Origin of the sequence: Pseudomonas sp. TMP9 (genome assembly GCF_037943105.1) — a bacterium.
Taxonomy (GTDB): Bacteria; Pseudomonadota; Gammaproteobacteria; order Pseudomonadales; family Pseudomonadaceae; genus Aquipseudomonas.
The window spans coordinates 2,373,617-2,391,215 of the sequence record NZ_CP149803.1 but is presented as its reverse complement, the minus strand read 5'-3'; the positions used below and the strand labels follow the sequence as shown (position 1 = coordinate 2,391,215).

General features: G+C 59.3%; 16 protein-coding genes and 1 pseudogene. 8 read left to right on the top strand and 9 right to left on the bottom strand.

All coding sequences use genetic code 11. The features are described 5' to 3' along the window. Positions 1–67: 67 nt before the first annotated feature. The 4 genes from WF513_RS11400 to WF513_RS11385 form a co-directional block, all read right to left on the bottom strand. Positions 68–484 carry a Spy/CpxP family protein refolding chaperone gene (locus tag WF513_RS11400; protein ID WP_339079488.1) on the bottom strand — a complete coding sequence of 139 codons (417 nt, stop codon included), beginning with the start codon at positions 482–484 and terminating at the stop codon, positions 68–70. Positions 485–765: 281 nt separating this feature from the next. Next, positions 766–1,443, bottom strand: a complete 678-nt coding sequence (locus tag WF513_RS11395) for a response regulator transcription factor (RefSeq protein WP_339079487.1) — start codon at positions 1,441–1,443, stop codon at positions 766–768. 3 nt (positions 1,444–1,446) lie between these two features. Continuing rightward, positions 1,447–1,848: a translation initiation factor 2 gene (locus tag WF513_RS11390; RefSeq protein WP_339079486.1), complete on the bottom strand. Its 402-nt coding sequence runs from the start codon at positions 1,846–1,848 to the stop codon at positions 1,447–1,449. A gap of 54 nt (positions 1,849–1,902) precedes the next feature. Continuing rightward, a complete protein-coding gene (locus WF513_RS11385; RefSeq protein WP_339079485.1) occupies positions 1,903–2,202 on the bottom strand; it encodes a YciI family protein in 300 nt (99 codons plus the stop codon). A 151-nt stretch (positions 2,203–2,353) separates the two neighbouring features. On the opposite strand from WF513_RS11385, the gene WF513_RS11380 reads away from it, so the two are divergent. The 6 genes and pseudogenes from WF513_RS11380 (at position 2,354) to rluB (ending at position 8,216) form a co-directional block, all read left to right on the top strand. Then, entirely contained in the window at positions 2,354–3,217 is an 864-nt protein-coding gene (locus WF513_RS11380; protein ID WP_339079484.1) for a PHP domain-containing protein, read from the top strand. A 13-nt stretch (positions 3,218–3,230) separates the two neighbouring features. Beyond that, positions 3,231–3,860 carry an L-threonylcarbamoyladenylate synthase gene (locus WF513_RS11375; RefSeq protein WP_339079482.1) on the top strand — a complete coding sequence of 210 codons (630 nt, stop codon included), beginning with the start codon at positions 3,231–3,233 and terminating at the stop codon, positions 3,858–3,860. Positions 3,861–3,908: 48 nt separating this feature from the next. Beyond that, positions 3,909–5,123 carry a tryptophan--tRNA ligase gene (locus WF513_RS11370; protein WP_339079481.1) on the top strand — a complete coding sequence of 405 codons (1,215 nt, stop codon included), beginning with the start codon at positions 3,909–3,911 and terminating at the stop codon, positions 5,121–5,123. A 161-nt stretch (positions 5,124–5,284) separates the two neighbouring features. Further along, positions 5,285–5,983, top strand: a complete 699-nt coding sequence (locus WF513_RS11365; RefSeq protein ID WP_339083538.1) for a ScpA family protein — start codon at positions 5,285–5,287, stop codon at positions 5,981–5,983. 2 nt (positions 5,984–5,985) lie between these two features. Next, positions 5,986–6,702, top strand: a pseudogene (gene scpB, locus WF513_RS11360) (SMC-Scp complex subunit ScpB); the annotation flags it as partial. 311 nt (positions 6,703–7,013) lie between these two features. After that, on the top strand, positions 7,014–8,216 hold the full coding sequence (rluB, locus tag WF513_RS11355) for a 23S rRNA pseudouridine(2605) synthase RluB (RefSeq protein WP_339079480.1): 1,203 nt from the start codon (positions 7,014–7,016) through the stop codon (positions 8,214–8,216). 72 nt (positions 8,217–8,288) lie between these two features. Here rluB and WF513_RS11350 read toward each other — a convergent pair whose 3' ends face one another. The 5 genes from WF513_RS11350 to WF513_RS11330 all read right to left on the bottom strand — a co-directional run bounded on the left by WF513_RS11350 (position 8,289) and on the right by WF513_RS11330 (position 13,120). After that, positions 8,289–9,215, bottom strand: coding sequence for a GGDEF domain-containing protein (locus WF513_RS11350; protein WP_339079479.1), 927 nt, complete (start codon positions 9,213–9,215; stop codon positions 8,289–8,291). A 215-nt stretch (positions 9,216–9,430) separates the two neighbouring features. After that, positions 9,431–10,171 carry a YciK family oxidoreductase gene (locus WF513_RS11345; RefSeq protein WP_339079478.1) on the bottom strand — a complete coding sequence of 247 codons (741 nt, stop codon included), beginning with the start codon at positions 10,169–10,171 and terminating at the stop codon, positions 9,431–9,433. A 57-nt stretch (positions 10,172–10,228) separates the two neighbouring features. Further along, positions 10,229–10,900, bottom strand: coding sequence for an N-acetylmuramic acid 6-phosphate phosphatase MupP (gene mupP, locus WF513_RS11340; protein WP_339079477.1), 672 nt, complete (start codon positions 10,898–10,900; stop codon positions 10,229–10,231). Positions 10,901–10,905: 5 nt separating this feature from the next. After that, positions 10,906–11,604 (bottom strand): bifunctional 2-polyprenyl-6-hydroxyphenol methylase/3-demethylubiquinol 3-O-methyltransferase UbiG, encoded by a 699-nt coding sequence (gene ubiG / locus WF513_RS11335; protein WP_339079476.1) that lies wholly within the window; start codon positions 11,602–11,604, stop codon positions 10,906–10,908. 196 nt (positions 11,605–11,800) lie between these two features. Then, positions 11,801–13,120, bottom strand: coding sequence for a TRZ/ATZ family hydrolase (locus WF513_RS11330; protein ID WP_339079475.1), 1,320 nt, complete (start codon positions 13,118–13,120; stop codon positions 11,801–11,803). A 138-nt stretch (positions 13,121–13,258) separates the two neighbouring features. On the opposite strand from WF513_RS11330, the gene mtnA reads away from it, so the two are divergent. Next, on the top strand, positions 13,259–14,335 hold the full coding sequence (gene mtnA / locus WF513_RS11325; RefSeq protein WP_339079474.1) for an S-methyl-5-thioribose-1-phosphate isomerase: 1,077 nt from the start codon (positions 13,259–13,261) through the stop codon (positions 14,333–14,335). Between the two features lie 382 nt (positions 14,336–14,717). Further along, entirely contained in the window at positions 14,718–17,486 is a 2,769-nt protein-coding gene (gene gyrA, locus WF513_RS11320; RefSeq protein WP_339079473.1) for a DNA gyrase subunit A, read from the top strand. The last annotated feature ends 113 nt before the right edge of the window (positions 17,487–17,599 follow it).

The window sequence follows — 17,599 nt, the reverse complement described above, 5'->3', positions numbered from 1 at the left end:
CTCCTTGAATAACAGAAACGCCCAGCAAGGCTAGCGACCTGATGGGCGTAAGTTTAGGGGGATGGCTTTAGCTTTTCTTTGCTTGTTCAGCCTGCCAGGCTTTGAACGCCTGACGCTCAGCGCGGCGCGCTTGCATCTGTTGTTGGTGCTCGTCGAAGGCTTTTTGCTGCTCGGGTTTAAGCAGGGCGCGGATGGCACTGTGCTGTTTTTCTTTTGCGGCTTGCAGCTCATCCTGCATGGCTTTTTGTTCGGCGGCTGGGAGTTTTTCCAGGTAGCGCTGGGTGATTGCACGGCGATCAGTCATCTGTTCGCCCATCAGTTTGCGAATGTCGCGGTGCTGCTCTTTGCTCAGGTCGAGTTCTTTGAACATGCGCGAGCCATGTTCACCATAATGGCCTTCGTGCCGCGAGCCGCCTTCAGGCATGGCCATGGCGAGAGTAGGTAGGGTCAGGGCGAGCATGACTGCGGTAAGGGTCTTGCGCATGGGGTGTCTCCTTGTCTGAAACCGGTAAACACCGGATGAGTTCAGTCTAGGGCGGTCAAGGTCAAGAGCCGTCAGGGCAAGGTAAAGCTTAGGTAAAGAGCGCGGCTGAACTGATTTACTTAAAAACTGTGCAAAACCTCGCGAGCTAGAGTCATGCAAGGCAAAAAACGGCGAGGACGCGGACTGGGCTCGCACGCGAGTTTACTGCTGTAAATGAGCATTCCGACTGGGCTCGCATCCGAGCTGGTTTTTAACGCAGCTGGGCCGACGCGCAGCAGGTTTTAAACGCTGTAGTAATAGCCGCGGCTGCGCAGCGCCAGAATCCGTTGACGGCCATCAGCGTGCGGGCCGAGTTTTTTGCGCAGGTTACTGACGTGCATGTCTAGGCTGCGGTCATACAGCGTTAGTTTGCGACCCAGGGCCAACTGCGCCAATTGCTGTTTATCCACAGGTTCCCCAGGACGTTGCAGCAGCGCTTCAAGGATGCGGCTTTCCGAGAGGGTCAGGGGCACGTCTTGCTCGCCAAGCGTGACGGTGCCGCGCGCTTGGCTGTAATGCAGATCACCCAGGTCGAAGAGGTTGCTGGGCAGGGCCGGCACGCTGCGGCGCAATACAGCGCGCAGGCGCGCAGTGAGTTCGCGGGGGTCGCAAGGTTTGGCCAGGTAGTCGTCGGCGCCCAGTTCCAGGCCAAGAATGCGGTCCAGCGGTTCGCCACGAGCCGAAAGCATCAGCACGGGCAATTCGGGGTGGTCGCTGCGCAATTGCTTAAGCAGTTCCAGGCCGCTGCCGTCAGGCAGCATGACATCCAGCACCACCGCATCCGGAGTTTGCATGGCGAGGGTGCTACGCGCGCTGTTACCGTCATGGCAGGCACTGACCTGAAAGCCTTCCTGAATCAGCCAGCTGGTCAGCAGTTCGCAGAGTTCGACGTCGTCATCGATTAACAGCAGCGCACTCATGACTCAATTGAGCCAATCGCGGCGTGAGCGGCGAGCACTGCGCAGCAAGGCGCCAATAAGCACCCCAAGCAAACCGGCCCCTGCGCCGATGGCAAACCATAGTTGTTGTTCGCTGATCAGCGGCAGTGGAGCGCTGGCCTGAACTTGTTTCAGCTGCAGTTTGAGGCGCTGGTTTTCTTGGCGCAGGCGCTGCACTTGCACCGTTTCACGTTCACTGGCGTTGCTTTGCAGTTCGCTGCTGAGGGCCGCGCGCTGTTCTTCGCTAAGCGCCAAGCGCTGTTCCAGCTGATCGATTTGTGCCTGCGCCGAGGTGGCTTGCACCCCAGGCTGAGTCGGGCTTTCTTCGGCCTGAGTTAAGGCGGGTAAGCACAGGGTCAAGAGCAGAAACAGCGAGCCGAGACGCATAGGAACTCCTATTTTTTTGTAGTTGTTGTTATGGGTTATTCAGCGAGGGGAGATTTACGGCAACACCAGCTTGAACGGTTTTACCAGCACCGAGGCATACACCCCGGCGGCGCGGTAGGGGTCGGCATCAGCCCACTGTTGCGCAGCCTGCAGCGATTCAAATTCCGCCACGACCAGGCTGCCGGAAAAGCCAGCAGGCCCTGGATCATTGCTGTCGATGGCCGGATGCGGGCCGGCGATGATCAAGCGACCTTGAGTCCTCAACTGTTCCAAGCGCGCCAAATGCGCCGGGCGAGCATTTAGGCGATTTTCTAGGGAATTTTCCACATCGGTGGCAATGATCGCGTAGAGCATTTCAATCCTTAATAGCGGCGGTGGCGCGGGCTGCAGCCCGGGGAGAAAAGCAGCCTAGCCAAGCAAAGTCGAGGAAATAGTGGCGCAAGTCAGCAAGAATCCGTATCAGCCGGCATAATAACAAACATAAACGACTCGGAAAGCGCCCCTTATGGATGTTGATTTGCATTGCCACAGCACCGCATCAGACGGCGCACTTGCGCCGGCTATGGTGGTGGCGCGGGCGTTTGAGCGCGGTGTGCGGGTGCTGGCGTTGACCGATCACGATACCCTCGAGGGCCTCGATGAGGCCGGTGCGGCAGCGCAAACGCTGGGTATGCAGTTGGTTAATGGCATCGAGTTGTCGTGTATCTGGGGCGGCGCGACCATTCATGTACTGGGTTATGCCTTCAACCGGGATGCGCCGGCATTGCAGCAAGCGATTGCCGAACTGCACGAGGGGCGCTGGTTGCGCGCCGCAGAAATTAGTAAGCGCTTGGAAGCCAAAGGCATGCCGGGCGCACTGGACGGCGCGCGGGCCATTCAGCAAGAATTGGGTGACAGCGCTAACGCCCCGGCGCGGCCGCATTTCGCTGATTTTCTCGTGCGCGGCGGTTATGTGAAGGACCGTGCAGAAGCGTTTCGCAAATGGCTGGGCTCGGGCAAGCTAGGCGATGTTAAGCAGCATTGGCCGGAGCTGGCCCAGACGGTTGATACCCTGCGCCGTGCCGGTGCTTGGGTCAGCCTGGCGCATCCATGGCAGTACGACTTTACGCGCAGCAAACGCCGAAAATTGATCGCCGATTTTGTCGCTGCTGGCGGGCATTCGTTGGAAGTGGTCAACGGTATGCAGCCGGCTGATCAGGTCGGCAGTCTGGCTATTCTGGCGCGTGAATTCGGCATGTTTGTCACCGCAGGCAGTGATTTTCATGCACCGGGCCAGTGGTCAGAGTTGGGTGTTTATCGCCCTGTTCCCGAGGATCTACCGCCCCTGTGGGCACGGTTCAAACATGTCCAGCAGCCTACTGCCATCTGAACAGGATTCGACTGTGAGCCAATTCTTCCAGATTCATCCGGAAAACCCGCAAGCGCGCCTGATCAAACAGGCCGTGGAGATCATCCGCGGCGGTGGTGTGGTGATTTATCCAACCGACTCCTCCTATGCAGTGGGTTGCCACATTGGTGACAAGACGGCGATTGAGCGAATCCGTCGCCTGCGCCAGCTGGATGACAAACATAATTTCACCCTGGTGTGCCGCGACCTCTCCGAACTCAGCACCTTTGCCAAGGTTGATACCGCTGCGTTTCGCCTACTCAAGGCCCATACGCCGGGGCCCTACACGTTTATTCTTAACGCCACCCGTGAGGTGCCGCGCATGCTGCTGCATGCCAAGCGCCGTACTATCGGCCTGCGTGTGCCCAACCATCCGATTGCCATGGCGTTGCTCGAAGAGCTGAACGAGCCGCTGATGAGCGTGAGTTTGATCCTGCCGGGTGAAGGCTTACCGATGAGTGACCCTTACGAGATGCGCCAGATTCTTGAGCGTCAGGTCGACTTGATCATCGATGGTGGCTTCGGCGGGCTGGAAGCCTCCACGGTGGTCAGCTTGCTTGAGGATGAGCCTGAGGTGTTTCGCGTGGGTTGTGGCGACCCGTCGCCTTTTAGCGATGACCTTTAACGCGGGCTCTATATAATCCGTTTCTCTCGTTTGTTCAGGTAATCCGTTGTGAGTCTTGCTGACGCCGAACGCCGCGTGCTCTCTGGCATGCGCCCAAGTGGTTTGTTGCACTTGGGGCATTACCAGGGCGTGCTAAAGAACTGGGTAAAGCTGCAACACACCTACGAATGCTTTTTCTGCATCGTTGACCTGCACGCACTGACCACTGATTACGATGATGTCGGCCCTTTGTCGCAGCGGGTCATGAACATGGCCGTAGACTGGTTAGCCGCCGGTGTTAGCCCCAGTTCGGCAACGCTGTTTATTCAGTCGCAAGTCCCTGAGCATGCCGAATTACACCTGCTGCTGTCGATGATCTGCCCGCTCAGCTGGCTGGAACGCGTACCATCCTACAAAGAGCAGCAGGAACAGCTGCACGGTAAAGACCTCAGCACTTTTGGCTTTCTCGGTTACCCCTTGCTGCAGGCCGCCGATATTCTTCTATACCGCGCTGGCGTGGTGCCGGTGGGCAGCGATCAACTCGCGCATATCGAGTTCGCCCGTGATGTGGCGCGGCGCTTCAACCATTTATACGGCCGCGAGCCAGGCTTTGAAGAAAAAGCCGAGGCTGCGATCATCAAGCTGGGTAAAAAGACCGCCAAACTCTACAACAACCTGCGCAAAGCCTACCAAGAGCAAGGCGATACCGAGGCGTTAGAAACGGCGCGGGCGTTGCTTAAAGATCAGCAGAGCATCACCTTGGGTGATCGCGAACGCTTGTACGGCTACTTGGAAGGCGGTGGCAAAATTTTGCTGGTCGAGCCACAGGCTCTGCTGAGCGAGTCGCCCAAGCTGCTGGGGCTGGATGGCGGCAAGATGTCCAAGTCCAATAATAATGCGATCTTTCTGCGCGACAGCGGCCCGGTGATTGAGGAGAAGATCCGTCGCATGCCCACCGACCCGGCGCGGGTGCACCGCGATGACCCGGGCAATCCTGAACACTGCCCGGTGTGGCCGCTGCATCAGTTGTATTCCAGTAACGAGACCTGCGCATGGGTGCAGCAAGGCTGTCGCAGTGCCGGGATTGGCTGTCTGGAGTGCAAGGGGCCGCTGAGTGAGGCGGTGCAACTGGAGTTGCAGCCATTACAGGCGCGCGCAGCTGACTATCAAGAAAGCCCCGACCTAGTGCGGCAGATTCTTGCTGAGGGCGCTGAAAAGGCGCGCTCCGAGGCGCGAGAAACCCTGAGCGAAGTGCGCCTGGCCCTTGGCCTGAATTACCGCTGAACGCCTATTCGAGAATGACCATGTCCAGCGTGCCGACCGAGCAACACCCCGACAGCGACCCCCAAGATCAGGTCAGTGCCCAGCAGGAGCTGCCATTTGCCTTGGTCTATGGCCACGCTGTGACTGAAATGCCGCTGGACTTGTACATTCCGCCGGATGCGCTGGAGGTGTTTCTTGAAGCCTTCGAAGGCCCGTTGGACCTGTTGCTGTACCTGATCCGTAAACAGAACATTGATGTGCTGGACATCCCCGTGGCGGAAATTACCCGTCAATACATGGGCTATGTCGAGCTGATGCAGTCGGTGCGTTTGGAGTTGGCCGCCGAATACTTGGTGATGGCCGCCATGCTTGCCGAGATCAAGTCGCGCATGCTGTTGCCGCGCTCCAGTGAGATCGAGGCCGAGGAAGACGACCCGCGCGCCGAGCTGATCAGGCGTTTGCAAGAATATGAGCGGTACAAGGCGGCGGCAGAAGGCATCGACGGCCTCAGTCGAGTCGGGCGCGACCTCACTGTGCCGCGTCTGGATGCCCCGCAGGCGCGGGCGCGTAAGTTGTTGCCGGATGTCAGTTTGGAAGAGGTCTTGCTGTCGATGGCCGAGGTACTTCGCCGCGCCGATATGTTTGAGAGCCACCAAGTGACCCGCGAAGCGCTGTCAACTCGCGAGCGCATGAGCGATGTGCTTGAGCGTCTGAAGGGCGGCGCGTTTGTACCCTTTGTCAGCCTGTTCAGTGCCGAAGAGGGCAAGCTTGGCGTGGTGGTGACTTTTATGGCGGTGCTGGAGTTGATCAAAGAGTCCTTGGTCGAACTGGTGCAAAACGAGGCCTTCGGGCCAATCCATGTGCGTGCGCGGGCCGAATAAACATGAACCTTAATGAGCCGCGTGAGCTGGCCAGTTTGCTCGAAGCCTTTCTGCTGGCCTCCGGTAAGCCGCAATCCTTAGAGCGCCTGTTCGAACTTTTTGAGGAGGCCGAGCGGCCTGAGCCTACGGTATTTAAAAAAGCGCTGACGCACCTGGGTAAATCCTGCGATGGGCGGGCGTTTGAGCTGATTGAGGTCGCTTCAGGTTACCGCCTGCAAGTGCGCGAAAAGTATGCGCCTTGGGTCGGTCGCCTGTGGGAAGAACGGCCGCAACGCTACTCGCGGGCTATGCTGGAAACCCTCGCGCTGATTGCTTACCGTCAGCCGATCACCCGTGGCGAGATTGAGGATGTGCGCGGTGTGGCGGTCAACAGCCACATCGTCAAAACCCTGCTGGAGCGCGAGTGGATCCGCGTGGTGGGTCACCGTGATGTACCGGGTAAACCGGCGATGTTTGCCACCACCAAGGCCTTTCTTGACCACTTCAACCTGAAAAGTCTCGATCAGTTACCGTCGCTGGCCGCATTGCGTGAGCTTGAACCCGAACCGATGTTGGCATTTGACGATGACCTGCACGCTCCACCAAGCCTGCAGGCGCGGGCTGATTTGGCCATGGCCGATGAGCCGGCAGTGGAGGTGGGCGAGGAAACCAGCTTCAGCAGCTTGCTGGCTGAGCTTGATTCGATGGAACAAGGGCTGAAAAGTGATTTCGACGATTTACCAGAGCCAGACGACGCGCCTGATGATGGCGATGAGCCTCACGAAACCCTTGATAGAGAGCAGCTGCCTGACTGACGGCCGCCGATCAGTGGTAGCCCGGATAAGCCCTAGCGCAATCCGGGATGGCAGCTCCCCGGATTGCATCCGGGCTACGGTAACTGCGCGAAGCGCTGATTGTCGCAAAGGCTGACGACTGCTCGTCTGCCGGCGAGCCTCAGGTCGTGCTAATAGGCTAGCTTTCGCGTATGCTCCGCGCCCCTTCGACGACCTGAGTCGTCCAATCACTAAAGAAAACACCGGGAGGTGCCCAGATGAGTGAAATTGAAGAATACAGCCCCGCAGGCGAAAAACTGCAGAAAGTCATGGCGCGCATGGGCCTGGCTTCACGCCGTGAAATCGAAGCATGGATTAGTGCCGGTCGCGTTAAGGTCAATGGTGCCATCGCCAGTCTTGGCGTGCGCGTTGACCTGCACGACGCGATTGCCGTCGATGGCAAGGTGATCCGCCGCGAAGAAGCCGCCGAAAGCGTGCGCCGCGTGATCATCTACAACAAGCCCGAAGGCGAAATCTGCACCCGTGACGACCCAGAAGGCCGTCCGACTGTGTTTGACCGTCTGCCACGGCCAAAAGAAGGTCGCTGGATCAACATCGGTCGTCTCGACATCAACACCACCGGCTTGCTGATGTTCACCACCGACGGTGAGTTGGCCAACCGCTTGATGCACCCCTCCTTCCAGATGGACCGCGAGTACGCCGTGCGCGTGCGTGGCGAAGTCGACGACGAGATGATTGAGCGCCTGAAAGCCGGCGTGATGCTTGAAGATGGCCCGGCCAAGTTCACTGATATCAGAGTCGCGCCAGGTGGCGTGGGCTTTAACCATTGGTACCACTGCGTGGTGATGGAAGGCCGCAACCGCGAAGTGCGTCGTCTTTGGGAGTCTCAGGGTTTGGTAGTCAGCCGCCTGAAGCGCGTGCGTTTCGGCCCGGTGTTCATTACCTCGGACCTGACCATGGGCCGCTGGCGTGAGATGGGCCAGCGCGAAGTGGATATCCTCAGCGAAGAAGTTGGCCTCAAGCCAATGGCCTTGCCAGAGATGAAAGAAAAAGCCCGCGACAAGATTGACCGTCTACAGCGCAAATCGGCTAAGCCAGTGGGCCGCGCCGCACGTCCTGAGCGGACCTTGCGACCTGCCCATGGCGCTGGCGCCACCGGCGGCGATCAAGGTCGTTCGCGCCCTGTTCGTGGTGAAGGTGCTGAACGCACTGAACGTGGCGAGCGTCCTGTGCGCAGCCCACGCGCGCCGCGTGCCGATCAAAGCAAGGGTACGCCGGTCGCTGAGCGGCCAAGTGATGTGAATAAAAAGCGTCCGGCCAAGCCGGGTGCAAAGCGCCCAGGCGTTGAGTTGTCTGATCGTCCGTCGCGCAAGCCGGCGGGTGCGCCGGTTAAACGCCGCAGCGCGCCAACTCGCGAAGGTCAACGCCCAGGCTTTGGCCGCGGGCCAAAGCCTGAGTAACCCAGCGATTGCGGCTATAAAAAAGGCGACCTTCGGGTCGCCTTTTTATTGCCTGAAAATAGAGGGGGTTTGTTAGCCCGCCATGGACAGGCGATTACGGCCATCACGCTTGGACACATACAGGGCGTTGTCGGCGCGGCGCAGCAGGCTGTCCATGGACTCACCCGGCAGCAGGGTGGCGCAGCCGAGACTAACGGACATTTCAATGGCGCGGTTCTCGACCAGGTATTGAATGCCCAGCACCGCCATACGCAGGCGTTCGCCGACCATTGAGGCGGCTTCACGGCTGGTGCCGGAGAGCAGCACCATAAATTCTTCACCACCGTAGCGGTAGACCATGTCGACATTGCGCAGGCTGTCTTTCAGCGCGGCGGCAACGGCTTTTAGGGCCTGATCGCCAATCATATGGCCATGGTTGTCGTTGATGCGTTTGAAGTGGTCGATGTCGACCATCAGCACAGAAAGTGGCTGCAGGGTGCGCCGCGCAATGTCCACTTCGCGCTTAAGGGTTTGCTCCATGGCAATGCGGTTGCCGGTTTCAGTCAGCGGGTCGCGCAGCGCACTTTGTAAGGCGGCGCGGTAGAGCAGAGCATTGCGTAGGGGGAAGAGCAGGCTGGCCAGCAGCGATTCAAGTTGACCAAGCTCATCCTCACTAAAGCGGCGGCTGCGCCGAAAGGTCAGCTCGCCGAGGTATTCACCTTCATGGTTCAAGCGATAACCGGCCGAATGGTTGGCGCGTTCGCCCAAATCCAGGCGCAGGTCGCAGGACGCCAGTTCGTAGCTCAATGCCCCCAGCGGTATCAGACGCTGCACTTCGCTGAAGAACAGCTCAAGAATGCGCTCGGCTTCCAGCGAAGTTTGCAGGCGCAGGCTCAGCTGCTGACGCAGTTGCGCGAGGCTGACGGGCTTCAGGGTTTTCTGAAGGCGACCGGCATAGCCCAAACGCTGCAATTTGGCGGCGTCGAAGTCGATGGTGTTGGATTGATTGTGCGGGGTCATGAAGCTCTACCTCTAGCGCTATTTGCAACGATAGCTGGGCTAGAGCGAAAACCATGCCAATCCTATAACCGCTTTAAAAGTATATATATTTCAAAGGATTAGAATGTACGTATCACAAGCTGCGGCAGGGTTTTGCCGGTTAACCGGCGCAGTGCTGGCAATCTGTTGCCGGCCCATTCAGCCACCGCCGGAAAACCGGCGGCAGACTTAAGCCGTTATTGCGCGTCAAATGCCTGACCATTAATGCCCGTGCTGTCCGGACCCATCAGGTACAGGTAAACCGGCATGATCGCTTCGGGCAGTGGGTTATTGGCCGGGTTCTCGCCGGGGTAAGCCTGGGCGCGCATGTCGGTGCGAGTGGCGCCTGGGTTGATGCTGTTGGCGCGTACCGTGGAAATACCGTCCACCTCATCGGCTAGAACCTGCATTAACCCTTCAGTGGCGAACTTCGATACCGCATAAGCGCCCCAGTAAGCTCGACCCTTGCGGCCAACGCTGCTGGAGGTAAAGGCTACTGAAGCGTCAGCCGAAAGTTTTAGCAGCGGCAGCAGGGTGCTGGTGAGCATAAACATGGCGTTAACGTTGATGTGCATAACGCGCATGAAGTTGTCGCCGGACAACTGCTCCAGCGGCGTGCGCGGGCCGATGATCGAGGCGTTGTGCAACAGGCCGTCGAGCTTGCCGAATTCGGCTTCAATCATGGCCGCCAGTTCATCAAACTGATGCGGCAATGCGGTTTCTAAGTTAAACGGAATCACGGCGGCTTGCGGGTGGCCAGCGGCTTCGATGGCGTCATACACTTGGCTGAGGTTTGCTTCAGTCTTGCCTAGCAGCAGCACCGTGGCACCGTGAGCGGCAAAGGTTTTAGCGGCGGCTGCGCCAATGCCACGGCCGGCACCGGTAACCAAAATCACCCGGCCCGTGAGCAGGTCGGGGCTAGCGGAATAATCAAACATCAATAAAACCTCATGTCTTTAGCAGCGGGCAGCCTCTGTGTGCGGCCATTGCGCTTCTTAGCAGCTGCACAGTGCTTGTTCGAGCACCCTGCGCAGTTCAAGGGGGTGGTCCACCACGGCATCAGCACCCCAGTTACGCGGGTTGTCTTGCGGGTGGATGTAGCCGTAAGTGACGGCTGCGGTTTTGCAGCCGGCGGCGCGACCGGCCTCGATGTCGCGCTCGTCGTCGCCGACAAACAGCGTGGCGGCCGGTTCTACGCCCATTTTTGCGCAGGCCAGCAGAATCATCTCCGGGTCTGGTTTGCTGCGGCTGACGTGGTCTGGACAGACCAGCACCGACGAGCGCTGGGCCAAGCCCAGTTGCTGCATGATCGGTTCGGCGAAGCGCACGGGTTTATTGGTGGCCACGCCCCAGAGCAGCTTGGCTTGTTCGATTTCATCAAGCAGCTCGTGCATGCCGTCGAACGGACGCGTCAACACCGCGCAATGGCTCTGATAGCGCTCCAGGAACTCCAGTCGCAGGCCCTCGAAGCCTTCTGCGTCGGTGTCCATAGCGAAGTTGGCTGCCACCATCGAGCGCGCCCCGCCGGAGACTTGATCGCGGATCAGTTTGTCGGCAATTACCGGTAGGCCGCGCTCGGCACGCATGGCCTGGCAGATGGCGATAAAGTCCGGCGCGCTGTCGAGCAAGGTGCCGTCCATGTCAAACAATACAGCGCGTAAACGCATGCGGTTCACTCCTCGCGCAGGGTCTGGAGCATGTAGTTGACGTCAACGTCAGCTTCCAGCTTGTAGCGTTTGCTCAGCGGGTTGTAGGTCAGGCCGATGATGTCTTTGACTTCAAAGCCGGCGTCGCGGCTCCAAGCACCTAGCTCGGATGGGCGGATGAATTTTTTGAAGTCATGGGTGCCACGCGGCAATAAACGCAGCAGGTATTCGGCACCGATGATGGCGAACAAATAGGCTTTAGGGTTGCGGTTAATGGTGGAGAAAAACACCTGGCCGCCGGGTTTGACCATGGTGTAACAGGCGCGTATCACCGAGGCGGGGTCAGGGACATGCTCAAGCATTTCCAGGCAGGTGATCACGTCAAATTGGCCAGGCATCTCAAGGGCCAGGGCTTCGGCGGTGATCTGCCGGTACGCAACATTGACGCCCGACTCCAGCTGATGCAGCTGAGCCACGGCCAGGGGTGCTTCACCCATGTCGATACCGGTAACGCTGGCGCCGCGCTGGGCCATGGACTCGCTGAGAATGCCACCGCCGCAACCGACGTCCAGCACCTGCTTGCCAGCTAGGCTGACGCGTTCATCAATCCAATTGACGCGCAGCGGGTTGATGTCGTGCAGCGGTTTAAATTCACTCTCACGGTCCCACCAGCGATGGGCGAGGGCTTCGAATTTGGCGATTTCGGCGTGGTCAACGTTGCTCATAAATATCCCTGAATCAGGCTGTAGCAAGAATGGGCGCGCAAGGTGCCCATGGTGCCAGCTTCACTGTGTGGAGTGGGCGCCCGTTGAGCGGCCAATGTATGTCAGTTTGTCGCAGTGTCTGCTGTGTAGCCCGGATGAAATCCGGGGTGGGCGTAACAGATGCGCGGTTGTTCCCGGATTTCATCCGGGCTACTTATCATCTTGCCGCGATCTTCGCCCCCCACGCGCGGGCGTTGGCAATGATGCGCTGTTCGTCCATGCGGGTGAGTTGGCCTGCATCGAGTAAATGTTTACCACCGACCCACAGGTGTTCCACGCAGGCGCGCCCGCCGGCATACAGCAGCTGCGATACCGGATCGTAAACCGGTTGCTGGCCCAGCCCTGAAAGGTTGAACACGGCCACATCGGCAGCTTTGCCCAGCTCCAACGAGCCGATTTGATCGTCCAAGCCCAGGGCGCGTGCGCCATTCAGTGTGGCCATGCGCAGCGCACGGTGGGCGTCCAAGGCGGTGGCGGAGCCGGCAACGGCCTTGGCCAGCAGAGCGGCGGTGCGGGTTTCACCGAGTAAATCCAAGTCGTTATTACTCGCTGCGCCATCGGTACCGATGGCCACATTAACCCCGGCCTGCCAGAGTTTTTCCACCGGGCAGAAGCCGCTGGCCAGCTTGAGGTTGGACTCGGGGCAATGGATCACGCTGCTGTTGCTGGCGACCAGCAGGGCCAGGTCGTCATCGTCGATTTGGGTCATGTGCACGGCTTGAAAACGCGGGCCGAGTAGGCCTAATCGCGCCAGGCGAGCCAGTGGCCGCTCGCCGCGCTGCTCTATGCTTTGCTGCACTTCAAACGCCGTTTCATGCACGTGCATATGGATGCCAGCGTCCAGCTCCTCGGCGAGCATGCGGATGGTTTCCAGTTTGTCATCGCTCACTGTGTAGGGCGCATGGGGACCGAAGGCGACACTTAAGCGCGGGTGGTGTTTGAGATCGTTGAATAGGCTTAAACCCATGCGCAGCGACTCGTCGGCATCGCGGGCGCCGGGGATGGGGAAGTCCAGCACCGGGATGGTGATCTGCGCGCGAATGCCGCTGCTGTGCACCAATTGGCTGGCCGTTTGTGGGTAGAAGTACATGTCAGAAAAGCAGCTGATACCGCCCTTAAGCTGTTCGGCAATAGCCAGCTCGGTGCCGTCGGCCACGAACTGCTCATTGACCCACTTAGCCTCAGCCGGCCAGATGTGCTGTTCCAGCCAGGTCATCAGCGGTAAATCATCGGCCAGGCCGCGAAACAGGGTCATGGCCGCGTGCCCATGGGCATTCACCAGCCCGGGCGTGAGCAGCCGGCCCGGCAGTTCGCGCACCTCCAGGGCTGTGTGTTTGAGCGCCTCGGCACGCGGCGCGATCAGCACAATACGCCCATCACGGATGCCTAAGCCGTGCTCCAACAGCACCACGCCAGCGGGTTCGACCGGCACCAGCCAAGTGGGCAGCAGCAGCAGATCGAGCGGGGCGTGGGGCATAAGAAGGGCTTCCGGCAGTCAATAAAACAGCGAGTTTATAGCGGAACGCCTCAGGCTTGTAGCCGCATACAATTGATCTGGCCTGGTGGTAGAGGTGCTGTGCGTATACTTGACGGCTTTTTTCGGCGGAGGTGTGCGATGCGCGAGCAACTGTTAGCGGCAGAGAAGGTCAAGGCCATCGAATGGCGTGACGGTGCTCTGTACCTGCTTGATCAGCGCGCGCTGCCATTTGAGGAAACCTGGCTGCGCTGTGACTCGGCGGCGGTTGTCGCGCAAGCGATCCGTGACATGGTGGTGCGCGGCGCGCCAGCCATTGGTATCAGCGCGGCTTATGCGTTTGTTTTGGCCGTGCGGGCGCGTCTGCAGGCAGGCGGTGACTGGCGTGCGGCGTTGCAAGAAGACGTTGACCTGTTGGCGGCCTCGCGGCCCACTGCAGTGAATTTGTTCTGGGCGCTCACCTGCATGCGCGAGCGGCTTGAGCGGCTTAAACCGGGCGATGACGCCGCCGGATTACTTGAAGTTGCTGCTATCGGCATCCACCAAAGCGACCGCGAAGCCAACCTGACCATGGCTCAATTAGGCGTCGATTTAATTCGCCGGCATCAAGGCAATCAGCAGAACCTATTGACCCACTGCAATGCCGGCGCTTTGGCCACCGGTGGCTTCGGTACAGCGCTGGGGGTGATCCGCGCCGCTTTCCACGAGGGTTTGCTTGAGCGGGTATATGCCGATGAAACCCGCCCCTGGCTGCAGGGCTCACGCCTGACCGCTTGGGAGCTGGCGGCCGATGGCATTCCGGTCACGGTTAATGTTGATTCAGCTGCGGCGCACCTGATGAAAACCCGCGGCATCACCTGGGTCATCGTCGGCGCGGATCGAATCGCCGCGAATGGCGACGTGGCCAACAAGATCGGCACCTACCAGTTGGCCGTCAACGCCATGCACCACGGTGTGCGCTTTATGGTGGTTGCGCCCAGCTCGACCATCGATATGGCCACTGAGCACGGCGATGACATCGTGTTGGAAGAGCGCGACGCCAGCGAGTTGCTGGAGCTGGGCGGCCAGCGCATCGCTGCGGGTGTCGATGCACTCAACCCGGTGTTTGATGTGACACCCGCCGACTTGATCGACTTTATCGTCACGGAGAAAGGCGTGGTCGATCGGCCAGACACTGAAAAAATGGCGCAATTGATGTGCCGCAAGCGTCTGCATTGAGTTTTGCTTATTCCGCGCATGGCAGGCCGTTAAAAACGTAGCGAGCGACGGCTAGGCAAGGCGAAAGCAGCCGAGGAAGCGCAGTGTACGAGTTGTACATGAGCATTCCGAGGCTGCTTTCAACGCGGCATAGCCGAGCGCAGTAGTTTTCGACGGTCTGCTAGTCGCCGAACTGGCACTGGGGATAGGTGCGGCGCACTGATTGTGGTAAGCTCCGGCGGTTTTCGGGGGTGCCAATTATGGGCCTCTTACCTGCGCAGATACATGGCATAACTTATTGATTTGTCGTGAGTCGCTGTAAGCCTTAAGGCGCGGCGACAGGCTCCCCATCACTCAGGACGAGTGGCGCGGAGTTTCACCAGAAAAAGGAACAAGGCTACTCATGGGCGAACTGGCCAAAGAAATCCTCCCGGTCAATATTGAAGACGAACTCAAGCAGTCCTACCTCGATTACGCGATGAGCGTAATTGTTGGGCGCGCACTGCCGGATGCACGCGATGGCTTGAAGCCCGTGCACCGCCGTGTGCTGTTTGCCATGAGTGAGTTGGGCAACGACTGGAACAAGGCATACAAAAAGTCCGCCCGTGTGGTCGGTGACGTCATCGGTAAGTATCACCCGCACGGTGATACGGCGGTCTACGACACCATCGTGCGTATGGCGCAGCCGTTCTCCCTGCGTTACTTGCTCGTCGATGGCCAAGGTAACTTCGGTTCGGTAGACGGCGATAACGCCGCCGCCATGCGTTACACCGAAGTGCGCATGACCAAGCTGGCCCATGAGCTGCTGGCTGATCTGCATAAAGAAACCGTGGATTGGGTGCCGAACTACGACGGCACTGAAATGATCCCGGCGGTTATGCCGACCAAGGTGCCTAACCTGTTGATCAACGGCTCTAGCGGTATTGCCGTGGGCATGGCCACCAACATCCCGCCGCACAACCTCACGGAAGTGATCAACGGCTGTTTAGCCTTGATTGATAACGGCGAGCTGACGGTCGATGACTTGATGCAATACATCCCGGGCCCGGATTTTCCGACAGCGGCGATCATCAACGGTCGCGCTGGCATCATCGAAGCCTACCGCACCGGTCGCGGGCGCATTTACATGCGTGCCCGCGCCATCATTGAAGACATCGACAAGGTCGGTGGCCGCCAGCAGATTATCGTCAGCGAGCTGCCGTATCAGCTGAACAAAGCGCGCTTGATCGAGAAGATCGCCGAGCTGGTTAAAGAGAAGAAGCTCGAAGGCATCACCGAGCTGCGCGATGAGTCCGACAAAGACGGCATGCGCATTGTGATCGAGCTGCGCCGCGGTGAAGTGCCAGAGGTGGTGCTCAACAACCTCTACGCCCAGACCCAGATGCAGTGCGTGTTCGGCATTAACGTGGTCGCGCTGATCGACGGCCAGCCGAAAATCCTTAATCTCAAGGACATGCTCGAAGCCTTTATTCTGCACCGCCGTGAAGTGGTTACCCGCCGCACGGTGTTTGAGCTGCGTAAAGCCCGCGAGCGTGGCCACATCCTCGAAGGTCAGGCGGTTGCCCTGTCCAACATTGACCCAGTCATCGCCTTGATCAAAGCCTCGCCGACCCCGGCCGAAGCCAAGATCGCGCTGATTGCCAACGCGTGGGAATCCAGTGCTGTGCAAGCGATGGTCGAGCGCGCCGGTGCCGACTCGTGCCGGCCAGATGATCTTGACCCGCAATACGGCCTGCGTGACGGCAAGTACTTCCTGTCGCCAGAGCAAGCTCAAGCCATTCTTGAGCTGCGCCTGCACCGCCTGACCGGCCTTGAGCATGAAAAACTGCTGGCCGAATACCAGGAAATCCTCACCCAGATCGGCGAGCTGCTGCGCATCCTCAATAGCGCCGTGCGTCTGATGGAAGTGATCCGCGAAGAGCTGGAAGCAATCAAGGCCGAGTTCGGCGATGCGCGCCGCACTGAGATTCTCGACAACCGTCTGGACTTGACCCTGGCGGACCTGATCACCGAAGAAGAGCGGGTCGTCACCATCTCCCACACCGGTTACGCCAAGTCGCAGCCGCTGCATGCCTACCAAGCGCAGCGTCGTGGCGGTAAAGGCAAATCGGCCACTGGGATCAAAGACGAGGACTACATCGCTCACCTGTTGGTTGCCAACAGCCACGCCACCCTGTTGCTGTTCTCCAGCAAGGGCAAGGTGTACTGGCTGAAAACTTACGAGATTCCGGAAGCGTCCCGTGCTGCCCGTGGTCGCCCGCTGGTCAACTTACTGCCGTTGGGTGAGGGTGAGCACATCACCGCCATGCTGCAAATCGATCTGGAAGCGCTGCGTGAGCAAGCGCCAGATGAAGATGAGTCGGATGACATCGAAGGCGTGCTGGTCGAAGCCGAAGAAGTCGAAGAGCTGGTCGAAGGCGATGATGCCGACGACGAAACCCCGGATGAACCGACCGGTGCCTACATCTTTATGGCCACGGCCAAAGGCACTGTGAAGAAGACCCCGCTGGTGCAGTTCAGCCGTCCGCGCAGTTCGGGCCTGATCGCCCTCAAGCTGGATGAAGACGACACCCTGATCTCCGCTGCCGTCACTGACGGTGCGCGCGAAGTGATGATGTTCTCCGATGGCGGCAAGGTGATTCGCTTTAAAGAAAGCAAAGTCCGCACCATGGGCCGTACCGCCCGTGGAGTGCGCGGCATGCGTCTGCCGGCTGGGCAGGAGATTATCTCCATGCTGATTCCCGAAGCCGACGCGCAGATTCTCACGGCCTCCGAGCGTGGCTTCGGCAAGCGCACCGCCATGCAAGAGTTCCCCCGTCGCGGCCGTGGCGGCCAGGGCGTAATCGCCATGGTCAGCAACGAGCGCAACGGCAAGCTGGTCGGTGCCGTGCAAGTGCTGGACGGTGAGGAAATCATGCTGATTTCCGACCAAGGCACCCTGGTGCGTACCCGCGTCAGCGAAGTCTCCAGCCTGGGCCGCAATACCCAAGGTGTGACCCTAATCAAACTGGCCAAGGGCGAAACGCTGGTCGGCCTTGAGCGGGTGCAGGAGCCTTCAGCGGAAGAAGATGATGAGTTGCTGGAAGGCGAAGAAGGTGTTGAAGGCGTCGCTGAAGATGCAGGCGACGTTGCCGAGACAACTGCTGACGAAAGCCCAGCCAGCGAAGAGTGATGTGTTAGGGCAGGGTTCCTGCGTCCGTGAGGGTACGCAGCCGTAGGATGGGTTGAGCAAAGCGATACCCATCAGATGTGCAGTGCGTAGGGCGGATTAGCCGAAGGCGTAAT

Coding starts and splice junctions, on each gene's coding strand:
- mtnA (WP_339079474.1), top strand. CDS start 13,259: ATGCGCGAGCAACTGTTAGCGGCAGAGAAGGTCAAGGCCATCGAATGG.
- WF513_RS11390 (WP_339079486.1), bottom strand. CDS start 1,848: ATGCGTCTCGGCTCGCTGTTTCTGCTCTTGACCCTGTGCTTACCCGCC.
- WF513_RS11330 (WP_339079475.1), bottom strand. CDS start 13,120: ATGCCCCACGCCCCGCTCGATCTGCTGCTGCTGCCCACTTGGCTGGTG.
- WF513_RS11400 (WP_339079488.1), bottom strand. CDS start 484: ATGCGCAAGACCCTTACCGCAGTCATGCTCGCCCTGACCCTACCTACT.
- ubiG (WP_339079476.1), bottom strand. CDS start 11,604: ATGAGCAACGTTGACCACGCCGAAATCGCCAAATTCGAAGCCCTCGCC.
- WF513_RS11350 (WP_339079479.1), bottom strand. CDS start 9,215: ATGACCCCGCACAATCAATCCAACACCATCGACTTCGACGCCGCCAAA.
- WF513_RS11345 (WP_339079478.1), bottom strand. CDS start 10,171: ATGTTTGATTATTCCGCTAGCCCCGACCTGCTCACGGGCCGGGTGATT.
- rluB (WP_339079480.1), top strand. CDS start 7,014: ATGAGTGAAATTGAAGAATACAGCCCCGCAGGCGAAAAACTGCAGAAA.
- WF513_RS11380 (WP_339079484.1), top strand. CDS start 2,354: ATGGATGTTGATTTGCATTGCCACAGCACCGCATCAGACGGCGCACTT.
- WF513_RS11395 (WP_339079487.1), bottom strand. CDS start 1,443: ATGAGTGCGCTGCTGTTAATCGATGACGACGTCGAACTCTGCGAACTG.
- mupP (WP_339079477.1), bottom strand. CDS start 10,900: ATGCGTTTACGCGCTGTATTGTTTGACATGGACGGCACCTTGCTCGAC.
- gyrA (WP_339079473.1), top strand. CDS start 14,718: ATGGGCGAACTGGCCAAAGAAATCCTCCCGGTCAATATTGAAGACGAA.
- WF513_RS11385 (WP_339079485.1), bottom strand. CDS start 2,202: ATGCTCTACGCGATCATTGCCACCGATGTGGAAAATTCCCTAGAAAAT.